At 61.8% G+C, this 22,005-nt stretch carries 26 protein-coding genes and 1 pseudogene; 11 read left to right on the plus strand and 16 right to left on the minus strand.

Annotated elements, in window-relative coordinates:
* Nucleotides 1-72: 72 nt before the first annotated feature.
* The 3 genes from B5E41_RS19420 (at nucleotide 73) to B5E41_RS19430 (ending at nucleotide 2,525) form a co-directional block, all read left to right on the plus strand.
* On the plus strand, nucleotides 73-558 hold the full coding sequence (locus B5E41_RS19420) for a response regulator (RefSeq protein WP_088395704.1): 486 nt from the start codon (nucleotides 73-75) through the stop codon (nucleotides 556-558).
* 101 nt (nucleotides 559-659) lie between these two features.
* A complete protein-coding gene (gene recO / locus B5E41_RS19425) occupies nucleotides 660-1,430 on the plus strand; it encodes a DNA repair protein RecO (RefSeq protein ID WP_088395705.1) in 771 nt (256 codons plus the stop codon).
* Nucleotides 1,431-1,529: 99 nt separating this feature from the next.
* Complete coding sequence (locus tag B5E41_RS19430) at nucleotides 1,530-2,525, plus strand: aldo/keto reductase (RefSeq protein ID WP_088395706.1); 996 nt, start codon at nucleotides 1,530-1,532, stop codon at nucleotides 2,523-2,525.
* Nucleotides 2,526-2,594: 69 nt separating this feature from the next.
* Here the strand turns inward: B5E41_RS19430 and B5E41_RS19435 are convergent, their stop codons facing one another.
* From B5E41_RS19435 to B5E41_RS19445, 3 genes and pseudogenes are all read right to left on the minus strand, one after another.
* The gene (locus B5E41_RS19435) at nucleotides 2,595-3,452 is read right to left on the minus strand and encodes an MOSC domain-containing protein (protein ID WP_088395707.1); all 858 of its coding nucleotides are present in this window, start codon (nucleotides 3,450-3,452) and stop codon (nucleotides 2,595-2,597) included.
* Nucleotides 3,453-3,480: 28 nt separating this feature from the next.
* Entirely contained in the window at nucleotides 3,481-4,125 is a 645-nt protein-coding gene (locus tag B5E41_RS19440; protein WP_088395708.1) for an HD domain-containing protein, read from the minus strand.
* A 144-nt stretch (nucleotides 4,126-4,269) separates the two neighbouring features.
* Nucleotides 4,270-5,553, minus strand: a pseudogene (locus B5E41_RS19445) (putative bifunctional diguanylate cyclase/phosphodiesterase); the annotation flags it as partial.
* Nucleotides 5,554-5,824: 271 nt separating this feature from the next.
* Here B5E41_RS19445 and B5E41_RS19450 point away from each other — a divergent pair.
* Nucleotides 5,825-6,166 (plus strand): hypothetical protein, encoded by a 342-nt coding sequence (locus B5E41_RS19450; protein ID WP_088395709.1) that lies wholly within the window; start codon nucleotides 5,825-5,827, stop codon nucleotides 6,164-6,166.
* A 124-nt stretch (nucleotides 6,167-6,290) separates the two neighbouring features.
* Nucleotides 6,291-6,806: a superoxide dismutase family protein gene (locus B5E41_RS19455; protein WP_088395710.1), complete on the plus strand. Its 516-nt coding sequence runs from the start codon at nucleotides 6,291-6,293 to the stop codon at nucleotides 6,804-6,806.
* 28 nt (nucleotides 6,807-6,834) lie between these two features.
* Here the strand turns inward: B5E41_RS19455 and B5E41_RS19460 are convergent, their stop codons facing one another.
* The 8 genes from B5E41_RS19460 to B5E41_RS19495 all read right to left on the minus strand — a co-directional run bounded on the left by B5E41_RS19460 (nucleotide 6,835) and on the right by B5E41_RS19495 (nucleotide 11,873).
* Complete coding sequence (locus B5E41_RS19460) at nucleotides 6,835-7,716, minus strand: mechanosensitive ion channel family protein (RefSeq protein WP_088395711.1); 882 nt, start codon at nucleotides 7,714-7,716, stop codon at nucleotides 6,835-6,837.
* Between the two features lie 59 nt (nucleotides 7,717-7,775).
* Entirely contained in the window at nucleotides 7,776-8,306 is a 531-nt protein-coding gene (locus B5E41_RS19465) for a tyrosine phosphatase family protein (RefSeq protein ID WP_088395712.1), read from the minus strand.
* Nucleotides 8,303-8,875 carry an HD domain-containing protein gene (locus B5E41_RS19470; RefSeq protein ID WP_088395825.1) on the minus strand — a complete coding sequence of 191 codons (573 nt, stop codon included), beginning with the start codon at nucleotides 8,873-8,875 and terminating at the stop codon, nucleotides 8,303-8,305. Before B5E41_RS19470 ends, B5E41_RS19465 begins: the two co-directional genes overlap by 4 nt.
* Nucleotides 8,876-8,904: 29 nt before the next feature.
* Nucleotides 8,905-9,750, minus strand: coding sequence for a CAF17-like 4Fe-4S cluster assembly/insertion protein YgfZ (gene ygfZ, locus B5E41_RS19475; RefSeq protein ID WP_088395713.1), 846 nt, complete (start codon nucleotides 9,748-9,750; stop codon nucleotides 8,905-8,907).
* A gap of 97 nt (nucleotides 9,751-9,847) precedes the next feature.
* The gene (locus B5E41_RS19480) at nucleotides 9,848-10,603 is read right to left on the minus strand and encodes a hypothetical protein (protein WP_088395714.1); all 756 of its coding nucleotides are present in this window, start codon (nucleotides 10,601-10,603) and stop codon (nucleotides 9,848-9,850) included.
* 17 nt (nucleotides 10,604-10,620) lie between these two features.
* A complete protein-coding gene (locus B5E41_RS19485) occupies nucleotides 10,621-10,878 on the minus strand; it encodes a hypothetical protein (protein ID WP_020920882.1) in 258 nt (85 codons plus the stop codon).
* A 103-nt stretch (nucleotides 10,879-10,981) separates the two neighbouring features.
* Complete coding sequence (locus tag B5E41_RS19490; RefSeq protein ID WP_088395715.1) at nucleotides 10,982-11,398, minus strand: TIGR02301 family protein; 417 nt, start codon at nucleotides 11,396-11,398, stop codon at nucleotides 10,982-10,984.
* 58 nt (nucleotides 11,399-11,456) lie between these two features.
* Nucleotides 11,457-11,873 (minus strand): NUDIX hydrolase, encoded by a 417-nt coding sequence (locus tag B5E41_RS19495; protein ID WP_088395716.1) that lies wholly within the window; start codon nucleotides 11,871-11,873, stop codon nucleotides 11,457-11,459.
* Nucleotides 11,874-12,052: 179 nt separating this feature from the next.
* Here B5E41_RS19495 and B5E41_RS19500 point away from each other — a divergent pair, with 179 nt between their 5' ends.
* A complete protein-coding gene (locus tag B5E41_RS19500; RefSeq protein WP_088395717.1) occupies nucleotides 12,053-12,373 on the plus strand; it encodes a YnfA family protein in 321 nt (106 codons plus the stop codon).
* A gap of 65 nt (nucleotides 12,374-12,438) precedes the next feature.
* Nucleotides 12,439-13,203: an SOS response-associated peptidase gene (locus B5E41_RS19505; protein ID WP_088395718.1), complete on the plus strand. Its 765-nt coding sequence runs from the start codon at nucleotides 12,439-12,441 to the stop codon at nucleotides 13,201-13,203.
* A gap of 138 nt (nucleotides 13,204-13,341) precedes the next feature.
* On the opposite strand, the gene B5E41_RS31800 is transcribed toward B5E41_RS19505, so the two are convergent.
* The 3 genes from B5E41_RS31800 to B5E41_RS19515 form a co-directional block, all read right to left on the minus strand.
* The gene (locus tag B5E41_RS31800; protein WP_176439441.1) at nucleotides 13,342-13,488 is read right to left on the minus strand and encodes a hypothetical protein; all 147 of its coding nucleotides are present in this window, start codon (nucleotides 13,486-13,488) and stop codon (nucleotides 13,342-13,344) included.
* A 280-nt stretch (nucleotides 13,489-13,768) separates the two neighbouring features.
* Entirely contained in the window at nucleotides 13,769-14,614 is an 846-nt protein-coding gene (gene pssA, locus B5E41_RS19510) for a CDP-diacylglycerol--serine O-phosphatidyltransferase (protein ID WP_064801555.1), read from the minus strand.
* A gap of 56 nt (nucleotides 14,615-14,670) precedes the next feature.
* Entirely contained in the window at nucleotides 14,671-15,477 is an 807-nt protein-coding gene (locus B5E41_RS19515; protein WP_342588083.1) for a phosphatidylserine decarboxylase, read from the minus strand.
* 178 nt (nucleotides 15,478-15,655) lie between these two features.
* Here B5E41_RS19515 and B5E41_RS19520 point away from each other — a divergent pair, with 178 nt between their 5' ends.
* Genes B5E41_RS19520 through B5E41_RS19530 form a run of 3 tightly spaced genes read left to right on the plus strand, consistent with a single transcriptional unit; the run spans nucleotide 15,656 to nucleotide 16,983 of the window.
* Nucleotides 15,656-15,970, plus strand: a complete 315-nt coding sequence (locus B5E41_RS19520; protein ID WP_088395720.1) for an ArsR/SmtB family transcription factor — start codon at nucleotides 15,656-15,658, stop codon at nucleotides 15,968-15,970.
* On the plus strand, nucleotides 15,967-16,326 hold the full coding sequence (locus tag B5E41_RS19525) for an SRPBCC family protein (protein ID WP_088395721.1): 360 nt from the start codon (nucleotides 15,967-15,969) through the stop codon (nucleotides 16,324-16,326). The genes B5E41_RS19520 and B5E41_RS19525 overlap by 4 nt, the downstream gene beginning before the upstream one ends.
* A 45-nt stretch (nucleotides 16,327-16,371) precedes the next feature.
* On the plus strand, nucleotides 16,372-16,983 hold the full coding sequence (locus tag B5E41_RS19530; protein ID WP_064801560.1) for an ATP-dependent Clp protease proteolytic subunit: 612 nt from the start codon (nucleotides 16,372-16,374) through the stop codon (nucleotides 16,981-16,983).
* 88 nt (nucleotides 16,984-17,071) lie between these two features.
* Here B5E41_RS19530 and B5E41_RS19535 read toward each other — a convergent pair whose 3' ends face one another.
* On the minus strand, nucleotides 17,072-18,949 hold the full coding sequence (locus B5E41_RS19535; RefSeq protein WP_088395722.1) for an ABCB family ABC transporter ATP-binding protein/permease: 1,878 nt from the start codon (nucleotides 18,947-18,949) through the stop codon (nucleotides 17,072-17,074).
* 210 nt (nucleotides 18,950-19,159) lie between these two features.
* On the minus strand, nucleotides 19,160-21,226 hold the full coding sequence (locus B5E41_RS19540; protein ID WP_088395723.1) for a LysM peptidoglycan-binding domain-containing protein: 2,067 nt from the start codon (nucleotides 21,224-21,226) through the stop codon (nucleotides 19,160-19,162).
* Between the two features lie 154 nt (nucleotides 21,227-21,380).
* On the opposite strand from B5E41_RS19540, the gene B5E41_RS19545 reads away from it, so the two are divergent.
* Nucleotides 21,381-22,004, plus strand: a complete 624-nt coding sequence (locus B5E41_RS19545) for an LOG family protein (protein WP_085859071.1) — start codon at nucleotides 21,381-21,383, stop codon at nucleotides 22,002-22,004.
* Nucleotide 22,005 lies beyond the last annotated feature (1 nt).

The following is a 22,005-nucleotide window of genomic DNA, read 5'->3' on the forward strand; positions in this document are numbered from 1 at the left end:
TTTAGCATTTGGGAAAATAAGGTCGGTCGTCATCTTTCCTCCGATTTTGATTCTTATCGACCGGGCAGAAAAATGGTTTATTCAGAACTGGTGGCGGAATTCACCGATAGCGTGCCATGCGGGGCACCGGAGGGCAATGATGTTGGCGAAACGACCGGGGCGCTGCGAAAGGCGCACCACGAGGGGCATGGAATCATGAACGCGTTGCGTGTTTTGGTTCTCGAGGACAGTCTGATCATTGCGATGGAGGCGGAGGATATCCTGCGGCTGGCCGGCGTCGAGAGCATCGATATCGTCGGCAGTCTCGAACAGGCGAGAGCTGCCATCGCCGCGGAGAAATACGATTTCGCCCTTCTCGACGTCAACCTGGGCGAAGGCACGAGTTTCGGATTTGCCCGTCATCTCCTCGATGTCGGGATCCCCTTCGGTTTCGTCAGCGGCTATTCCGACATACGGGACTTCCCGTGCGACCTTCAGCACATACCGCTCCTGGTGAAGCCGTTCGACGAAAAGGCGATGAGCGACTTCCTGCAGAGGCTTCTGCAGGCTGCGGCCTGACCTGCTTGAGCACTCTCAATCGACATCGTGCTCTTCTGATATCGATTCCGATTTTCGGGCCGATCGGCTAAGATGAGCCAATCGGCCGCAGGGACTTTTTTATGCAGTGGCAGGACCACGCAATCATTCTGGGTGTCAAACGCCACGGCGAGACGAGCGTCATCGCCGAGGTGATGACGCGTGAGCGCGGCCGTCACCTCGGCCTGGTGCGTTCCGGCCGTTCGCGCGCCATGCAGCCGGTGCTGCAGCCGGGCAATGCCGTCGAGGTCGTCTGGCGCGCCCGACTCGACGAACATCTCGGCGAATTCCGCGTCGAGCCTGTGACGCTGCGCGCCGCCCGTCTGATGGAAACGGCGACCGCCGTCTATGGCGTCCAGGCGATGGGCGCTCTGCTGCGGCTGCTGCCGGAACGAGACCCGCATCCGCACCTCTTCGACGCGCTGCAGGTGATCCTCGATCACCTGCATAACCCGGCCGATGCCGGTGAGCTTTTCGTACGTTTCGAACTGGCGGTGCTGAATGATCTCGGCTTCGGTCTCGATCTTGCCGAATGCGCGGCGACGGGCGCCCGTTCCGATCTCGCCTATGTCTCCCCGAAATCCGGCCGCGCCGTCAGTCGTAGCGCCGGCGCGCCGTGGGCCGACAAGATGCTGATCCTGCCGCCCTTCCTCGGCGTCGAAGGCAATCACGCGGCGGACTTCGACAGCCTTACAGCCGCGTTCCGTCTGACCGGGTTCTTTCTGCATCGCCATGTTTACGAGCCGCGCGGCATCGAGGCTGCGGCAACCCGTGACGGTTTCGTGCGGGCCGCGCTCAGGGCGCTTGATCCAGCCTCGCGGACGCTTTCCGGTCCGAACGGCGTCCCCGCCTGACCTCGTTTTTTACTGCTGCAAAACATCCTCCGGATTTGGCGGTTTACCCGCCGATGGGCGGCACCTATTTCTTGAAAAATGCCAATCAAGGAGGATCACATGCTGACCAAGACCGCATCACCGACGACGATTACGCTCTGGAACGGCCGTGAAATTCCGCGCCTCGGCATGGGATGCTGGGCAATCGGCGGCCCTTTCTACGCCGGTGACACGCCGCTTGGCTGGGGCGAAGTCGACGACAATGAATCCGTCGAAGCGATCAATCGCGCCATCGCCCTCGGCATCCGCTTCTTCGACACCGCCTCGAACTACGGCGCCGGCCATTCGGAAGATGTGCTCGGCCGGGCGGTCGGCAATCGTGGCGACATCGTCGTGGCGACCAAATTCGGCTTCGCGACCGATCCGGAGACGAAGCAGGCAATCGGCGCCTTTGCCGATGAGGCTTTCATTCGCCGCTCGGTCGAGACATCGCTGCGCCGTCTCAAGCGCGACCGACTTGATCTCCTGCAGTTTCACATCAATGACTTTCCGCTGGAAGAGTCGGATGCCGTCTTCGATACGCTGGAGGCGCTGCGGGCCGAAGGCAAGATCGACGCGTTCGGCTGGAGCACCGATTATCCCGATCGCGCCGCCCGCCATGCCGGACGCGCCGGCTTTGTCTCGGTCCAGCATACGATGAACGTCTTCGATCCGGTGCCGGAGATGATCTCGGTGATCGAAGGGAAGGGCCTGATCTCCATCAATCGCGGTCCGCTGGCCATGGGGCTGCTCACCGGCAAGTTCACCGCCGACAAGGCAGTGGGCGCCAAGGATGTCCGTGGCGCGGCACTCCCCTGGATGGTCTATTTCAAGGACGGGCGCATGGCCCCGGAATTTGCCGCAAGGCTCGATGCCGTCCGCGATCTCCTGACGTCGGGTGGTCGCACGTTGACGCAGGGGGCGCTCGCCTGGCTCCTGGCGAGGTCGCCGCGCACTTTCCCCATTCCGGGTTTCCGCACCGTCGCCCAAGTCGAGGAAAATGCCGGTGCGCTGGAAAAGGGACCGCTCTCGACCGAGATCATGGCCGCGATCGACGCCGCACTCGGACATGGGTGAGAGCCGGTGAAACTCTGGAATGAGGGAGAATGTTGCGATATATAAGGGACAAAGCGCCCTCAGCCCGACCTACCCTCGTGTGCGAACCTTCATCGCCCAGCCCTCCGGCCGAGCCTCGATGATCCTCACCTCGTCGCCGATCGTAATCCGTCCGCTGCCGCGTGGCGTGACATTCCAGCCGAAGAGTGGCCCGGGCACACGCCGGTCGGCAGACATGCGGATGCGGCCCATGGCCGGCATCGGGTTCGGCCCCTCGCGTGAACCGGTCCACTGGTCCTGCGTGGTCATGATGCAGCGGGAGCAAGGTTTGACGAGATCGAAACGGACGCCCGATATTTCGATCGCCGCCCAGCGGTCTTCCGGCCAGGCCTCATCGGTGTCGATGACGATGTTCGGACGGAAACGCTCCATGCCGACGCTGCCTTCGCCATGCGCGGCGAGATCGGCATTCAGTGCCTTCAACGAGCCCGTCGTCGTTACCAGGGTCTGGTAGCCGTCGGTAAAGGTGACGGGCGAGCCTTCGCCGGCCCATTCGGCGCTCGCCGTCCGCCGTGACTGCCCGTCGAAGAAGACCAGCCGCACCTCGCGGCCAAGCCATTCGGAAATCTGCCTGTTGCTGTCGGGATCGGCGACGGCAGCGTTGACGGTCGATTTCCAAACGGTCACATCCATACGGAATCCGGGCCGAGGCGGCGGCACCGACAGTTCAGTCTTTCCTTCCATCAGCAGCCGAAAGGTACCTGGTTCCGGTCGTACTGCGATGCGCGCGAGATCCGGCAATTCGCGCTGAGTGATGAAGTGACCCTGCGGGTCGGTGATCATCACCCGCCGGTCGCCGGCAAGCCCATAGGCGTCGACCTCGGCGGAAGGCAATGCAATGCCGCGGGCGCTCTTGAGCGGGTAGATGAAGAGGTCGCTGATACGCATGCCGTTCTCCTGGATCTCGTTCCCTAAACTAGATCTCATCCATGAAGGCCGAAAGGAAGTCGCGCAGGCGCTTATCGCGCGCGGCCGCGATCCGGCGGCCGGTCTCGGTCTGAAATCCTTCCGCCAGTTTGAACAGCTTCGTCTGGAAGTGGTCAATGGCATAACGTTTGTCGTCGAGGGGCCGGTTCGCGCCCGCGGGGTCGAACGGATCGTAGAGCCCCGATCCCATTCGCCCACCGATATAAAAGCAGCGTGCGACGCCGACCATGCCGATCGCGTCCAGCCGGTCGGCATCCTGCAGGATCTTCGCCTCGAGCGTCTGCGGCGCCACCCCGGCGGAAAAACTATGAGCGGTGATGGCGTGGGCGGCGGCTTCGATATCCGCTTCGCTCCAGCCGAATTCGGAAAGGATCACCGAAGCCTTTTCCGCCGCCAAGGCCGAGGCTTTTGCCCGCAAGGGTGAGTTCTTCTCGACGGCAACGCAGTCGTGCAGCAGCACCGCGGCGGCAAGGATCCGCCCATCTCCGCCTTCTCCCGCATGGATGCGCATGGCATTCCTGAAGACGCGCAGGATATGAGCAAGATCGTGTGAGCCGTCGTCGCCTTCGGCCGCGTGTGCGATCAGCGCCGCTGCGAGCGTTTCATGAGGGGAGAAGGCTTCGGCCTGGAACATTGCGCCACCTCTTGTCAGAAGAAAAACGTCGAAGAGCGCCGGCCGAAAGCGAAGGGAGCTCAAAGGAAGCAACTCCGCAACGAAACACAGGGATCTCGAAGCCGGTTTGTAGCGGCTTACCGTGCGAGTCGCAATCGAGGGAGGTCAGCGCTCGAGCGTCGGAAAAGCCGTCGCGCCGCTGCTCTTCGGCGGCAGGGAGAGAAGATGGGGCACGTCACGGACCGGGCGCGGCGGACTGATGTGATAGCCCTGAATCTCGTCGCATTCCTCGAATTCGAGCAGCGTCAGCTGGGCGGCCGTCTCGACGCCTTCGACTGTGACGCGCATGCCGAGCGCATCGCCGAGCAGGATGATCGCGCGCATGATCGCATGTGCTTCCTTGTTGTCGACGATGTCGTTGACGAAGGATTTGTCGATCTTGATCTTGTCGAAGGGAAAGCTCGAGAGATAGCTCAGCGAGGAGTATCCGGTGCCGAAATCATCCATCGAGATGCGGATGCCGCTGTCCCTCAGGGCATGCAGGATCGGCAGCACCTCGTTGAGGTTCTCCATCAGCACGCTCTCGGTGATTTCCAGTTCGAGCCGGGATGGCGACAGCCCGGCGGCGGCAAGCGCTTCGCTGACGTCCTGCATCAGGTTGCCGCTGCGGAACTGGATCGCCGAAACATTGACTGCGACCTTGATGCTCTCCGGCCATTGGGCCGCATCCCTGCAGGCCCGGCGCAAAACCCAGCGGCCGATATCGACGACAAGGCCGACCTCCTCGGCAAGCGGAATGAAATCCATCGGCGGCACGCGGCCTCGCACCGGATGGTTCCAGCGGATCAATGCTTCGAAACCGCAGGTTCGCCGCTCGGCAAGATCGTAGAGCGGCTGGTAATGCAGTTCGAATTCCTCATTCTCGACCGCGGCTCGTAGATCTGCCTCCAGCGCATGGCGCAACTGCATCTGCGCCTCCATTTCTCCGGTGAAGAAGCGCTCGCGTTTGCGTCCGTCCGCCTTGGCATGCGACAGCGCCACGCCGGCATTTTTCAACAGGATATCGGTTTCCCCGCCGTTCTCGGGAGCGATCGCAATACCCATGGAGACGCTGAGCGTCACCCGTTTCTCGCCGTTCAGAAATGGCTCGGAAAGCTCGCGGCGGATCTGGTCGGCCAGCGCCGTCACGTTTCTCGGCTGCTGCTTGCCCGTCTGCAGGATGGCGAACTCGTCCGAACCAAGCCGCGCCAGCATGTTTTCCGACCCGGCCGAGGCTCGGATCCGCTCCGCGACCTGCTGCAGGATCTTGTCGCCGACCGACACCCCGATCGTGTTGTTGATCGATTTGAACCGGTCGAGATTGAGATGGACGAGGGCGATCTGCTCGTGCGGCTTGCGCTCGGCGAGCGTCGCATCGACCTGCTCGCGGAAATACATCCGATTGGGAAGACGAAGCGGCCGGATTAATATTCAGTTGCAGTGCAGCAGAGGTGCACGTCGTCATACAGGTTGCTTTCTATATTGAAAAAAATACCAAGGCGGGCAGCGGCGGAATCCGGGTCCGAGCGCGCTCCGTTAATTTCTGTCAACCACTGTTAATGAGTAGTTAACAACTTATTGACGCACTGCGCAAATCAGTTTAACCACCGAGTCAACAGTGATATCCCACCTCGTATTGCGTACAAACACCACCGGCAAAAGGCGGTGAATGGAGGTTTGTATGACCCGCACCACATCCGTTTCAGACACTTCATATGCGTATCTTGCGACGCTTTCGCGGCTTGATCTAAACGGCGACGGCGTATTGAGCCGCGGCGAGCGTGCCGCCGATGAGAAGCCCGGCATCATCAAGGAACTCCTGGAGGAAAACATGGGCAGCGAGACTCAGCCCAAATTTTCCGGCAGCCTGATTGCGCTGATGATGGATACCCACGATAGCGGCACGACAAATAGCATCGCAGTGCCCTATCCGCTGCAGCAGAGCGCGTCTGCGACCGGCAGCCAATCCGATGATCTCTACCGCAACACCTACGGCCAGTTCGATTTCGACGCCGTCGCCTGACGATGTCATGGTTCACGTGATCTGAAGCCGGCCCTTTGGCCGGCTTTTCTCTTTGGATGCTCCCCAGAGGAACAGCTTTCGGGCTAAGACGTTCAGAAGGACAACCGGACGGAAGGAGATCTCCATGAAAGCCATGCACATCATCGCCGCCCTGAGCCTGCTGGCCCTTGCCTTGCCGGCAAGCGCCCAGGACAAGCAGACGGCGGTCGCCAATTTCGTCGGCAAGGACGGCAAGGAAAACGGTCGGGCCCAATTGACGGCCGCTGCCAATGGCGGCGTCCTGATCGAAGTGGAGATATCGGGGCTGCCGGCGAATAAATGGGTGGCCTTTCATGTTCATGAAACCGGCCGCTGCGACGCGGCGGCCCATTACGAGTCAGCAGGCGGCCATTTCAACCCGGGCTCGGCCGAGCACGGCATCCTTGCCGCCAAGGGGCCGCATGCCGGCGACATGCCTAACCAGTATGTTGGACAGGACGGTGTGCTCAGAGCCCAGATCTTCGATGGCATGGTCACGCTCGACGGCAAGAAAGATGGCATTCGCGGCCGCGCATTGATGGTGCACGCCAATTCGGATGATTATCGCAGCCAGCCTTCCGGTGACGCCGGGGAAAGACTTGCCTGCGGAGTGGTTCAATAGGTCGACGATGGCCCCGCGCTGCAATGTTTCACTGCCGGGTCGGCTTTTCCCTCGCGGTCCCGTTGGACCTTTGTCCCAGTGCGGAATTTCCACCGTCCCGCACAGCGGCCGGATCGCCCTTTTCGTCGAAGGCAAGTTTTACTCGCTTCACCATGTCGCGGCTGACCTGCCACCAGTCGCCGGTCTTTGCCCAGTAGCGCAGCGTTAGCGATATCGTGCTGTCACCCAGGGTGTCGATGAAAACGCTGGGTACCGGTGACTGCAGCACCCTTGGGTTGCCTCTGGCGATGCCCATCAAGGTCTCCATCGACAGATCGAGGTCATCCTCACGAGAAATGTTGATTTTCAGGTCGTTCTGCCGCGTAGGTTCACGGCTGAAGTTGGTGATCGGCGTGTTCCACAGCGTTGAATTTGGCGCCAGGCGATAGAGCCCGTCGCCGGTTCTGAGTTCTGTCGCAAACAATCCGACCTCGCGCACCGTGCCGGCGACGCTGCTGGTTTCGATATATTCGCCGACCCGGAACGGCCTGAGGATCAGGAGCATGATGCCGGCCGCGATATTCTGCAGTGTCCCTTGCAGCGCCAGCCCGATCGCCAGGCCGGCTGCGCCGAGGGCGGCAATGATCGAGGCGGTCTGGACGCCGAATTGGCCGAGCACGGTGATAAACACCAGAATCAGCAGCGCATAACGCACCACATTGGTGAAGAAGCGCGCCAGTGTCTCGTCGATGCCATGGATGCGCGACAGGCCCTCATAGGCCCAGCGGCTGACAAAGCCGGCCAGCGTCCAGCCGATGACGAGCAGGATCAAAGCGCCGAGGAGGGAGAAGGAATATTGGACTGCAAGCGCGCTTGCCTGGCTGAGTGCCGTGCGGGTGGCGAGGAGGACGTCGGCTGCTTGTTGTTCCATGATCAGGCCTTGAGAATTGTTCGTAGGTCGAGGCCAAGATGGAGCAGACGGCAGCAGCGTCAACCGCAGGCGTCGTCGCGGAGCCCAAGCAGGAAGGGCGCATTGCCATCGGCATCGGCGCCGCGCCCGATTGCCCGTACGGCGGCAACCAGCCGGCCGCCGCGGTCAAGCAATGTGTCGCCGATCTCGATCAGCCGGGCGTTCGGCGTCGCGAAAGGCGAGGCGGCGCGCAACCGACGGGCAAGTCCTTCCTCGTCCTGATCCGGCGCGATCGATAGCGCTGCGATGAGTGCGGCGGCCGGCGATCGCGACACGCCCATCCAGCAATGGATGAGCAGCGGTGTCTCCTGTCGCCACGATGCAGCAAACTCGATGATCGCCTGCACATGCGTTTCGTCAGGCGCCACCAGACCGCCCGTGCCCTTGAAGGTGATGTCGTTTATCGAAAGCGTCAGGTGACGATCGGGCGCGATCACACCCGGCCGATGAAAGCTCTGTTCTTTGGCGATCAGGCTGATCATGTCGCGCGCCTTGTGGCGCACCGCCATTTCGGCGATACGTGACAGCGGCGAGACGACGATGAAGCTCACGATACTATCCCCCGCTCGGCTTCAATCGCCGCAAAGCGTTGACAGAACAACCGCTGTGCCTCAATCGCCGGCAAGGGTTCGATCAGCAACATCTCCTTGCTGATGCCGCGTGGCTGGCCGAAGAATTTCTGCGCCTCGGCGGGCGTGAAGCCGGCAAGTACCGTCGCCTCGAAATAGGCCGCGATCGTGTCGGCCTTCTTGATCCGGTCCTTGAGATCGCGCGATGGATGAGGCGGCAGGCCGAAGCGCAGGTGCACGGCGGCCTCCAGCCGCATTTCCACCGCCTTATAGCCGCCGCCGACCACGGATTTGAACGGCGAGATCATGTCGCCGATCACATATTCGGGCGCGTCATGGAGCAGCGCCATCAGACATTCCTCCGGCCGCGCATTGTTGGTGCGACGGAAAATATCTTCGACGACGAGGCTGTGCTGCGCCACCGAAAAGGCATGATCGCCTGATGTCTGACCGTTCCAGCGTGCCACGCGCGCGAGACCATGGGCGATATCGGCGAGTTCGACATCGAGCGGCGAGGGGTCGAGCAAGTCGAGCCTGCGCCCCGACAGCATGCGTTGCCAGGCACGCGGAGCTTTGGCCGTCACGTGCTGGCCTCGTCGCCGCTGGTGGGGAAGACAAGGCCGGACCATTGCGGCAGGGCGAGAGAAACCGGCGTTTGGCCGGCCAGCAGCGGCGTGCCTTCCGCCATCGCAGCACCGGCGCGGTCGATTCGCACGATCGCAAGCCCGCTGCCGCCCTCGACCGAACCGAGTGTCCCCACAGGCTTGCCAGCGGCCGTGATCTCCGTGCCCGCTTGAGGCAAGTCCGTGGCGGCGGACACGGTGACGACGCGCCGGCGCGCCGTGCCGCGGTGCTGCATCCGCGAGACGACCTCCTGGCCGACATAGCAGCCTTTCTTGAACGAGAGGCCGTCGTTCAGATCCATCAGCACGTCATGCGGGAAGGCATCCTGCAAGGCGAAGTCCGATCCGGAGGTGACAATACCGTGGCGGATGCGCAGCGCCTCGTAGAGCGCGGACGCGTCATCGCCATGCCTTCCTGCCCGGCGGCTGAGCAGGACACCCGCCTTGGCGAAGCGGCTGTCTCGGGCACCCCCGATGCGATCGGCATCTTCGGCCCAGCAAACGGTAACGCCATTCTCAGCGAGGAGCGTAAGCGTAATGGCGGCCCGCAGCCTGTACATCGTCAGGCGCTTCAGCAGCCCGTCGTTCTGGCCGACATCCGTTTCGATCAGGTAGCCGTCGCCGCCCTGCGAGACCATGAAGTCGAACAGGATCTTGCCCTGCGGCGTCAGCAGGGCTCCCGGGCGTGCCTCGTCGGGCGCCAGCGAGACGATATCGGTGGTGATCAGGTTCTGCAGGAAGGATTGGGCGTCCGCACCGCCGACGGAGAGCAGGGAGCGGTCTTTCAGGAATACGGCTGGCATGGCGAAACCTGTCGCGTTGGTCGTCGCTCAGAGGTATGACTTCGTGAAGTGGATCGCAAGCGCCATGCGACATGCGGAAGACGCATGCGAGGCGGAGTCAGTCGCCCGCCGTGAAGAACTTCCACTTGCCGTCCGGCGTAATGCCGAGGCGGTAGAAATTATAGCCGCCGAATTCCTGCATGTCGGAAAGGTCGCCGGCGGTCACGATGCGCAGCAACTCAACTCGCTCCGGCGGCGTCAGCGACTTCAGATCCTTCTCGGCGAAATAGGGCCAGACATACATGTCGTCTGATGTGCCCTGGCCGACATGGACGAAACCGGTTGAGACGATATCGAGCATGATGGCGAGAATTTCATCTCCGTCGGGATCGCCGGAGAGGTCTTTCAGTGTGCCGATCGGGTCGTCGGTCGCTTCACCCACCGTCACCTGCGTCTGGTCTTTTCCGGTGCCCATCAGCGGCCGCAACCGTTCGAGATCGCCGGAGGCGGCGGCCTCGACGATCTGTTGGCGCATTTTGCGAACCGGCTCGGGCGCCTTGTTTATGTCGTAAATCACCTCGACCGGCTTGGATGCGTCCTGGGCGCCAGGCGTCTTGTCGACGCCCTGATTGTTCTGGCTGTTGACCAGCGGCTCGGCCATGGGAACGCCAGGAGTGGTACCCTGGGTCTGGTTCTGCCCCTCAGCACTCCCCTGTGCGGGCGGCGCGTCGCTAGGGGCCTGGCCGGGGATTTTGTGGAGTTCGGAAAGTGCGTAGGCCGAGGGCGCGAGGAGGACGTTGCCGGCGGCAAGGCTGAACGCAAGCAGCACCGGCGCGAGCCGAATTCGCGGAACTTTCTCTTTACCGATGCGCATCGAACTCTCTGAGATAATTATTGCAGGGTGCGGTTGGCGGAAAATTCGCCGGCAAGCATACGGTCGCGCAGCGAATCGAGCAGAGCTTCGGCGCTGTTTTCCCCGTGCAATCGGATGGTTTCGCGCAGGGCATGCGCGATGGCGGCATCAGCTATGATCTCCGGCTCGATCCCGTCGGCCATGCCGTCGGCCCAAGCCTCGTTCTGGTACTCCAGAGCCGCCTGCATCTTTTCGTGGACGATCATGTCGTCGATGTCGTTGAGGCTTGCTTCCATTGTCTTTTCCTCAGAACTTCTCATGTCTTACTGCACCGTTAATAACACTAACAGCCTTTTCCCAAAACGACACGCCCGCATGCGAAAACAGGTTAATTAATCGTCAATTTCCAAAGCGCGAGGTAATTTCTGTGGCGAGTGTTGCACCTTCGTTACGGTAGCGCTCTTCTGCCACGATGGCCGCCGGGGTGCAATCCGTATAGACGGAAGCGAAGGCCCGGTAGCCGCGATTGAAGGCGGCGGTGAGCCTTTCCTTGCGTTGCGGCTCGTTGCCGGTCTCCGAATCGAGCAGCTGCTTCATGCCTTCCCGCCACTCATCCCCGCCCGGCGCCTTGCAGAGCGTTCTCAGATAATGCACCGAACCCAGCACTTCGGCGAGTCGCGCCAGCTTGTCGTCATAGGGCACGGTCGCGACCGGCGGCGCAGTCTCCTCCTGCGCAGGCGCCGTATGCTTGCCCTGAGCCATGGCGGGGCCGGCAAGCACGAGCAGGGACAGGACAACGCGTCGAACGGGAATCATGCTGTCAGTTGATACGTTGAGCGTGACGGCAACAAGGCGCGCCTGAAAGTTTCCACTTCTATTCACCGCCCGCCAGTCGTTCCGCGCATTCGAGCACGCTTTGCGGCACAGGCAGCCGCCGGATCTCCTCCACCGTATACCAGCCGAGCGCCGCCGCATCGTCGGCGGCTTCCGCCACCATTTCCCGGTCGGCGTCGACACAAAAGACCGAGAGGAAGAAATGGCTCCTGATGCTGCCATCCGGCCCGTGCGTCTTGAGGTCATAGGTCGAAAACAGCCGCGGATTATGCGCCGCGATGCCGGTTTCCTCGCGGAACTCCCGCAGCGCCGTCTGCTCCGGCGTTTCGCCCGGCTCGGCGCGCCCGCCGGGAAAGGCATACATGTCGGCGGAGGGCGGGTTGCGCCGCAACACCAGAAGGAATCGTCCGTCGCGTTCGAGAATGGCGGAGGAGGCGGCTTTGGCGGTGGAGGTCATGGCTGCTCTTGCTGTGACGGCTATTCGATCCGACGGGCTGATGATTGCGGGCCGCAGCAGCGGGCCTGCCCGATTTTCGTGTGGGATAGCTCCCGAGACAAGTCCCAAAATCTGCGCAGCGGCTCCCGAGATAACGACATCTGTGCAACAAGGAGTCAAAATATTCGAAAGGGCTTTGCGTGACCTATCTCATTTACGCCTTTGCCGCCGTTTTCGAGATCGTCGGCTGCTTCGCCTTCTGGGTGTGGCTGAAGCTTGAAAAGCCCATCTGGTGGCTGGCGCCGGGCATGATCTCGCTCGCGCTTTTCGCCTGGCTTCTGACGCTGGTGCCGAGCGATGCCGCTGGTCGAACCTTCGCAGCCTATGGCGGCATCTACATTCTTGCCTCGCTCTTCTGGCTGTGGCTGATCGAAGGCCGTGTGCCCGATCGTTATGATATCGGCGGTGGGCTGATCTGCCTTGCCGGCGCGAGCGTCATTCTCTTTGCGCCGCGAGCCTGAAACACGTCATGCACAAGCATGCAGTGCGCCTTGACCCGACTCGGGCCGGGTGCAAAGACGGGCCGATGTGTGGACGTTTCGCCCTGACAAGTTCCAGCGCCGACCTGCGCAACTTCTTCTCCGGTCTCGATCTCGACGATTTCCCGGCGCGCTACAACATCGCCCCGACGCAGCCGATCCTCGTCGTCATCGCGGGCGAGGGCAGGGAGCGGGGCAGCAACCTGCCCGACCGGCGCGCCGTGCTCGTGCGCTGGGGCTTCACGCCGGGCTGGGTCAAGGACCCGAAGGATTTCCCGCTGCTGATCAATGCACGCGCCGAGACGGCGATCGGCAAGGCTTCGTTTCGGGCGGCGATGCGTCATCGCCGTGTGCTTATTCCGGCCTCAGGTTTTTACGAATGGCATCGCCCGTCAAAGGAGAGTGGCGGCAAGCCGCAGGCGTATTGGATCAGGCCGCGCCAGGGCGGGGTCGTCGCCTTCGCCGGACTGATCGAGACATGGTCCTCGGCCGACGGTTCGGAGGTCGATACCGGTGCGATCCTGACGACGTCAGCCAATGAGGGCATCTCCGCGATCCACGATCGCATGCCTGTCGTCATAAAGCCGGCGGACTTCTCGCGTTGGCTCGATTGCAAGACGCAGGAACCGCGCGAGGTGGTCGACCTGATGCAGCCTGCTCAGGGTGATTTCTTCGAGGGCATACCGATTTCCGACAAGGTCAACAAGGTTGCCAATATGGGACCGGACCTGCAGGAGCCGGTCGTCATCGAAAGACCGCTCGAGGCGCCTGCGAAACAAAAGCCGGATCACGGCCAGCTCAGCTTTTTCTAAAAACGGGATCGGCCGCTTCCGGCACGGCCGCCTGTTCGGCTCAGCTGCGATGCTGAAGGCATGTCACGAGAGCCATGCCGCAGTCTTAGGATGGCGGCATGCCGGAAACCGGATGGCTACTGTTCGAAGCTCGGCGCTTCAAGCGGATTTCTTGACACTGTCCGGCTTGTTCTTTGTCATCAGCGATGCCGCGGCAACGGCCTTCAAGCCGACCGGGCGATAGTTCGCGGCGAGGTCTGGCTTGGCCGCCTGTTGTTCGCCGGTACTGCTCTTCTTCGAAGTCACGATACTCTCCTTGCGTGTTGCTTCCCTGGGTATTTTGTATTTTGCTTTTCGTCGGAAATAGCGACAAAACGGCGGCGTCGCTTATCAGGATTTGTGAACGCCCACCATAATTCGCGAGGCTTAACTGAAGCCTACGTTGGTTAATACTTACTGAAGGGAGCGGTTCCAAAAAAAACGCAAAGCGGTTTTCCCCGGGAAAACGCGTGGGCATGTATCCGGGAGGTGACAACAGGGAGAGAAGCAATTCCGTGGCCCGGGAGAATCCGGGAGCGCGCGGAGGTCAGATGTGCCGGCCAATATCGTCGTCGCCGACGCCGGGTTCCTCGATCGTCAGCGTACCATATTTGCGCCGCCATCTGCGTGCGCCGAAGGGAAGGGAGACGAGATAGGCGGCAACGGTAAAGACCATCACCTCCCAGGTGTAGCTCATCAGCAGCGCCACATAGAGCACGACGCCGAGCATCATCGGCAGCACCAGATCGCGCCGCAAGCGGTTGCCTTCCGATTTGCCCGACCAGACCGGCAGCCGGCTGATCAGCAGGAAGGCGATGGCGACCGTATAGACCGAAGAGAGATAGGCGAAGGTGCGGTCCGTCGCCAGACCGAGGAAGCCGAGATAGACCGGCAGCAGCACCAGCATGGCGCCGGCCGGCGCTGGCACTCCGACGAAATATTCCGATTGCCAGCTCGCCTTGTTTTCGCGCTCGGCCATGACGTTGAAGCGGGCAAGGCGAAGCCCGGCGGCGATCGCATAGATCAAGGCGGCGATCCAGCCCAGCGAACGAGCCTGATCGAGGGCAAAAACGTAAACGACGAGCGCGGGCGCGACGCCGAAATTGACGATATCGGCAAGCGAATCCATCTGCGCGCCGAACTTCGAAGTCGCCTTCATCAGCCGCGCTACGCGCCCGTCGATGCCGTCGAGGAAGGCGGCGAGCAGCACCATCGCGACAGCGAGCTCGTAACGGTTCTCGAAAGCGAGCCGGATGCCGGTCAGCCCGGCGCAGATCGCCAGAATGGTGATGAGGTTCGGAAAGACGAGGCGGAACGGAATCTCGCGCAGGCGTGGGCCGCGGGCGGAATCATCCGGCCCGTTTGGTTCGAAAGGCGGAAAGGGTGTTTCCATGTCGCGTTCCAATCGTTCCTAGAGCAATTCCGGCAAGGGCTCGGAGGTTCCGCGCCTTAGCTGCGGCGGCTGATGACCGAACCCTTGGCCGAGGCGAATTCGGCAATGACCGTTTCCCCCGCAATCGCCGTCTGGCCGAGCGAGACGCGGGGCGCCGCACCGGCGGGCAGGAACACGTCGAGCCGCGAGCCGAAGCGGATCAGCCCGAAGCGTTCGCCGGCGTCCAGCGGCTCGTTGGTGTTTGCCCAGCACAGGATACGCCGCGCCACGAGGCCGGCAATCTGTACGACGCCGATCTGGCCGTGCCGCGTTTCGATCACCAGTCCGTTGCGCTCGTTGTCCTCGCTTGCCTTGTCGAGTTCGGCGTTGACGAAGCTACCGGAGCGGTAGTTGATGCTGACGATGCGCCCGCGCATCGGCGCCCGGTTCACATGGCAGTTGAAGACGTTCATGAAGACGGAGATGCGCAGCATCGGCTCGGAGCCGAGGTCGAGCTCTGCCGGCGGGGTCACCATCTGGATCGCCGAGACCTTGCCGTCGGCGGGAGAGATCACGAGATCGTCGTCCTGCGGGGTCACCCGCTCGGGATCACGGAAGAAATAGGCGCACCAGAGCGTGAAGATCATGCCGATCCAGAAGAGCGGCTTGAAGATCCAGCCCAGCACCAGCGATGCGACGAAGAAGGCGGCGACGAAGGGATAACCCTCCTTGTGCACGGGCACGATCGTGTTGCGAACCGTGTTGAACAGGCTCATGGCTGCCGGTCTCCTTGCTTTTCGGTTTTTGCTGGTTAGCGAAAAACCAGCTCCTGAGCAATGCTGCGACCCTGGCCCTGGTTCCGCTGTCGTGGTTCTGAACAACAAAAGCCGGTAACGCTACCCAGCCGCTAGCGTAAATGTGGAATCGCTAAGGTTTTATGATCCCACTTTGTAGCTTTTGATCGCCTTCGGCCCGATGCGGACATCGTCTAGATTTCCGCAGCAACAGAAAGCTGCCTCGAAATAGCTTGCGAATCGCATAAGTACGTGCTTATGTGTTCGCATGATCGAGAATGACTTTTTCCGAGCTTTGGCAGACCCGACCCGCCGTGCGATCTTTGAGAAGCTGGCGTCAGGGAGGATGAACGCTAGTGCCTTGCGCGAGGGCATGGAGATTAGCCAGCCGGCGATGTCGCAACACCTCGCAGTTCTGCGCAGTGCAAAGCTCGTGAGGGAAGAACGACAGGGGCGTTTCGTGAATTATGAAGTCGACCCCGATGGGTTGGCTCTCATCGCCCAGTGGCTCGCAAAATACCGGGCCTACTGGCCGGAGCGGATCGCAGCACTCAAAGTCTTGCTGAAGGACATGGATCAATGAACGAAGGGAAGACCAAGGAGCAGGATAGCGGCGTCGAGTTGGAGTTTGACTTAGGCGATCCGCCGCAAAAGGTCTGGCGTGCCGTCACCATTCCCGAACTTCGGGAAAGGTGGTTGCCGAAGGAAGCATTGGCTGATCCCGATGCGATCACCGTCACCCCCGGCCAGGAAGTTCGCTACAAGCTGCGTGACGATAACCCGCCTTTCCTTGAAAGCACCGTGACGTTCACGATCACCCCGAATGCCACTGGCGGCACCTGCCTTCGGATCGTCCACGAACTGACGGACGCAAGATTCGATGGAATGGCAAGAGCGCCGGCGAACAGCAACAGCCCGCCCCTCATGCTCGCCGCCTAACACGGCGAGCCTTCCCCTTAAATTCTGAAAGTCTGGAGGTCGCCGATGCGCGAAGCGATGCAACTCGTCCCTATGGTGGTCGAACAGTCCAGCCGGGGGGAGCGATCCTTCGATATCTATTCCCGGCTTCTGCGCGAGCGGATTATCTTTCTCAATGGCGAGGTGAACGATACCGTTTCGGCCCTCGTCTGTGCGCAACTGCTGTTTCTGGAAGCGGAAAACCCAAAAAAGCCCATCAACCTCTATATCAATTCGCCGGGCGGCGCCGTGACCAGCGGCCTGGCCATGTACGACACCATGCGCTTCATCCGTGCGCCGGTCCATACACTTTGCATGGGGACGGCCCGTTCAATGGGGTCGTTCCTGCTGATGGCAGGCGAACCCGGCGAAAGAGCCGCATTGCCCAATGCCAGTATCCTCATTCATCAGCCCTCCGGCGGCTTTCAAGGGCAGGCTTCCGACATGCTGATTCATGCCGAGGAAATTCTAAAGACCAAGCAACGCATGACGCGGCTCTACGCGGAGCATTGCGGACGTTCCTACGAAGACTTTGAGCGCGGGATGGATCGCGACCGCTTCATGACGGCGGAGGAAGCGCTTGAATGGGGTCTTATAGACCGTATTCTGAAGGTTCGGGAAGACACGAGCAGCCTATAAGCCTTGCCGCAAAAAACCCGATTGCTGAAGATCGTTCCAACGATTCCACATTTGCGTTCGTGGCGAGGTAACGCTACCGCCTGCCGCTTCAGCTTGCCGGGGCAAGCCGCGTGATCACGCCCATCTCGTCGCTGTCGCGCACCTGCTTCAGATGCTCCTCCGCCTGCGTCGCCTCGCGCTGGCGGTTCCACATCGAGGCATAGAGGCCGTTCCTTTCGAGGAGGGCGGCATGGGTGCCGCGCTCGGCGATCTCGCCGCTTTTGAGCACGATGATCTCGTCGGCGCCGATGACGGTCGAAAGCCGGTGGGCGATGACCAAGGTCGTCCTATTCTTTGAAACCACGTCGAGAGCGGTCTGGATCTCCCGTTCCGTCGTCGTGTCGAGAGCCGACGTCGCCTCGTCGAGGATCAGGATCGGCGGCGCCTTGAGGATGGTGCGGGCGATCGCCACACGCTGTTTCTCGCCGCCGGAAAGCTTGAGCCCGCGCTCGCCGACCTTGGTCTCGAAGCCTTCGGGGAGCGCCTCGATGAAATGGGCGATCTGCGCCACCTCGGCCGCTGCAAACACCTCGCCGTCGCTGGCCGACGTGCGGCCGTAGCGGATATTGTAGGCGACCGTGTCATTGAACAGCACGGTATCCTGCGGCACCATGCCGATCACAGAGCGCAGGCTCTTCTGCGTCACGGTGCGGATGTCCTGGCCGTCGACCGTGATGGTGCCGCTCTGGATATCGTAGAAACGGTAGAGCAGCCGCGACAGCGTCGATTTGCCGGCGCCCGACGGCCCGACCACCGCGACCGTCTTGCCGGCCGGCACCTCGAAGGAAATGCCCTTCAGGATAGGACGGGCCGGATCGTAAGCGAAGTGCACATCCTTGAAAGAGATCGCGCCCTGGCGGATCCGAAGCTCGGCAGCGTCGGGGGCGTCCTTGACCTCGGCCTTCACCTCAAGCAGGTCGAACATCTGCTCGATATCGGTCAGACCCTGGCGGATTTCGCGGTAGACGAAACCGATGAAATTGAGCGGCACGGAAAGCTGCAGCAGCATCGAATTGACGAAGACGAAATCGCCGACCGTCTGCTCGCCGCGCTGCACCGCCAGCGCCGACAGCACCAGCATGATCGTCGTGCCGATACCGAAAATGACGCCCTGGCCGAAGTTCAGCCAGCCGAGCGACGTCCAGACGTCGGTCGCCGCTTTCTCGTAGCGCTCCATCGATTTGTCGAAGCGTTTGGCCTCCATCTCCTCGTTGCCGAAATATTTGACGGTTTCGAAATTGAGAAGAGAGTCGATCGCCTTGGTATTGGCGTCGGTGTCGCTGTCGTTCATCGACCGGCGAATCGCGATGCGCCAGTCGGATGCGCGGATCGTGAACCAGATATAGGCCCAGACGGTGAAGGCGGTGACGGCAAGATAGGAAAAGCCGTAGCCCCACCAGAAGATCACCGCCGTCAGCAGGAATTCGATGACGGTCGGAACGGAATTGAGGATCGTGAAGCGCACGATCGTTTCGATGCCCTTGGTGCCGCGCTCGATGATGCGCGACAGCCCGCCGGTCTTTCGCTCCAGATGGAAACGCAGCGAAAGCTCGTGCATATGCACGAAGGTCTTGTAGGCGAGCTGGCGCACGGCATGTTGCCCGACGCTGGCAAAGAGCGCGTCGCGCAGCTGGTTGAGACCGAGCTGGATCAGCCGGGTGACGTTATAGGCGATGACAAGGGCGATGGCTCCGGCAAGGAGCGGCGGTACCGTGCCGGCGAGGTCCATTCTGCCGTTCAGCGCATCGGTGGACCACTTGAAGAAATAGGGGACCAGCAGCAGCACGAACTTGGAGATCAGCAGATAGACCGACGCCCAGACGACACGCATCTTGAGGTCGGTTCGCCCGGCCGGCCACATATAGGGCCAGAGGTTGAAAAGCGTCCGCAGCAGGTGTGATTCCGAGACTGTCTTGCCGTTTGCCATGCCGTATCTCCAGTCCGGATGATTTGCTTCGATGTCCGGCAAGGCGTGGGGCAGGGGCGCATCTGGCGCGCTTACCTGAATCCCGAACGCCACCGGCAGATAGGGCGTCGGGCCGAGGAATGCAACACGTGCAGTAGCCGGGAAAAGTGAGGCCAGGCGTTTCTCCCGCCTGGCTTCATCATGTCGCGTTGCGCTTAAGCTGCCGCCTTTTCAGAGGTGCTGCTTGGAGAGCCGTTTACGGTGCAGTTCCTCGGCGTTCGGCAGCGCGTCCTTCGGCAGGCCGAAAATCTGGCCGGGACGAATGCGATCCGGGTCGACGATTTTGTCCTCGTTGGCGATGTAGATCGTCGTATAGCGCACGCCGAGGCCATAGGTTCGGCGCGATATCTGCCACAGCGTATCGCCGCGGCGGATGATGACCGCCGCATTATTTGCCGTCAGCGGCGCCTGTTCGATCGTCTTCGGCTGATTGCTCGCAGCATCGTTTGCGGCGGGCGCGGCCGGTGCGGGCGTGTCGGTCAGTTCACCGATGATTGCGCCCAGCCCGTCGAGACCGGCGCCGACCGATTTTGCATCCTTCGGCAGATCCTGCAGCACCTTCAGCGCCTTGGCGGCGGTTTGCGAGGAGGCGCCGGAGGCCTGCTTGAAGCTGTCGGACGCATCCGCCGCCGGGCGGAAGTCGGCGACAGAGCGCAGCGCGAATTCCGTTGCCGAGCGCGCCGCCGCCAGCTGTTCGGCACCTGGCAGCTTACCATCGGCAAACAGCCCCTTTAAAAGCCCGAACGCCTTGCCGGCTTCGGCCTTGAGCTTGCCGAGTTCGCCTTCGTCGAGGGGTACCATCGAGGAAGCGCCATTTGCATCAGCGGGGCCGGCTTGAGCAGCAACCCGCACCTGGTCGCCCGCCGGGCGGTTGAAGTTCACTGCGGCCCGCACGATCACCTTGCCCGCTGGATCGACGACGTCGACGCGAATCTTATGATCGCCGACCGAAAGCGCCGCGACACCGTCGATGACGAAATGGCCGTCGGATCCGGCCGTGTCCTGGCCGACAAGGCTGTCGTCGGCATAACCGAGGACCTTGGCGTTGGCCCGCGCCGTGCCGGCAATGAAGATCTTGTTGCCCTCGATCTCGACGGCGTTGACCATCACATCGGGCGCAGTGGCCTTGTCGGATTGGCCAGCACCGGGTACGGCCGGCGCCGCATCTGTCCCACCGACGGAGGCGTCGGGCAGGCCAGGCGTCTGCAGCGCCAGCTCGCCGGTCGGTGCTGCTGTTGCGGCAGGCGCGTCGGCTGCAGCGGGAGCAGTCGCGGCCTCGCCAGTTGCCGGCTTGTCCGCAGCCGGCGCCAACGGATTGGAGGCATCGGCGACTTCGGTGTCCCCTGTCGGTGCAGTGATGATGCGGCTCGCCGCGCCAGGCTTGGAGACCATCGCGAGCAGGTTTGCGGCATTGCCGTCCTTCGGCACGGAAACGGTGGCGACTTCTTCGGAAAGCGCGGTCTTGCCATCCTTGCCCGTCACCTTGAGCACGAGCTGGTGGTCGCCGGCGGGAAGCGGATCGTCGAGGACGGCGGCGAAATCGCCGCTCGGGCCAATATCGGCCGTCGTCACCACCTTTTCGCCGTCGAGTACTTCGAGCTTGCCGTTCGGCTCGGCGGAGCCGGCGATGACGGTCGATCCATCAGGCTCGACCCGCAGGACGTCGAAGGCCGGAAGCTTCGGGCCGGCATTCGCGGCTGCCGTTGTCGCGGCGGAGGCTGGTTCGGGCGCACCGGTCAGCGCAGCTTCGGCCCTGGCAATCGCGGCAGGCGCATCCGCCATGTTCTCCGGCAGCGACTGCACGATGGCGAGCGCCTTGGCGCCGCCTTCCTTAACCTTGACGGCAATGGCTTGTGTTGCGGGATCGATGCCCTCGGGAACGGTGAAGCCGACAAGTGCGGTGAGCGCATTGATGGCCTTGGTCTTGGCGGCGGTGAAGACATCGATGGCCGGTCCTTTGCCGTCGGCAAACAACGCCTTCAGCTCGCCGAGCGCCACGCCGGCGTCGGTCGAAAGGTGTCTGACCTGATCGACGACCGCAGCCGAGTCGGCCACGGCAGAGCGTGATGTCTTTGCCGCTTCGTTAACCGTGCTCTTGAGCTCCGTGCCCGCCTGGTTGATGGCGTCGCCGACTTTGGATGCATCGCCGCCGATGCGCGGCATGACGAAGAATACCATCAGTAGGATTGCGATTACGAGCACTGCAAGGGCCAGCAAGCCGGCACGGTTCTTCATCATTATGTCTCCCAAGGCGGCAATTTGCCGTAGTAACCGAAATTGCTAGCGATTTCCGATGCTTTTCACAAGCATTCAACGCAATTTCGCAAGCTCGGCACGCTGCTTTTCAGTCAATTTTCTTGACTGCATTGAAATGGAATAGTTGTTTTGCCCTATGACCGAACAATCTGTATCGATTCGATCCATCTGCGTTTACTGCGGCTCAAGGCCGGGACGCGATCCTTCTCACATGGCGGCCGGGCGTGCTCTCGGAAGAGAGATCGCCGAATACGGCCTGCGCCTCGTCTATGGCGGAGGTACCAAAGGCATCATGGGCGCGGTTGCGAGCGGGGTGCTTTCAGGCGGCGGTCAGGTCACGGGCATCATCCCGGAATTTCTGATCGATATGGAAGCGACTCGCCATTCGCTCGGTCAGCTCAACGAACTCATTGTAACCCCTGACATGCACGCACGCAAACACACGATGTTCGAGCGTTCCGATGCCTTCGTCGCGCTGCCCGGCGGCATCGGCACGCTGGAGGAAATCGTCGAGATCATGACCTGGGCGCAGCTCGGCCGTCATGAAAAGCCAATGGTCTTTGCCAATATCAACGGTTTCTGGGATCCGATGATGGAGCTGATGCGCCATATGACCGAAGAAGGTTTTCTGCACACCGCCCACCGGGTGCAGCCGCTCGTCGTCGACGACGTCGCCGGCATCATTCCCGCGATCATGGCCCAGGCCGCCCAGCTCGCCGCCGATCGCGGCGGCGAGGACGAGGTAATTTCGAAGATGTAGG

Origin of the sequence: Rhizobium esperanzae, from assembly GCF_002204185.1 — a bacterium.
GTDB classification, from domain to species: Bacteria; Pseudomonadota; Alphaproteobacteria; order Rhizobiales; family Rhizobiaceae; genus Rhizobium; species Rhizobium esperanzae.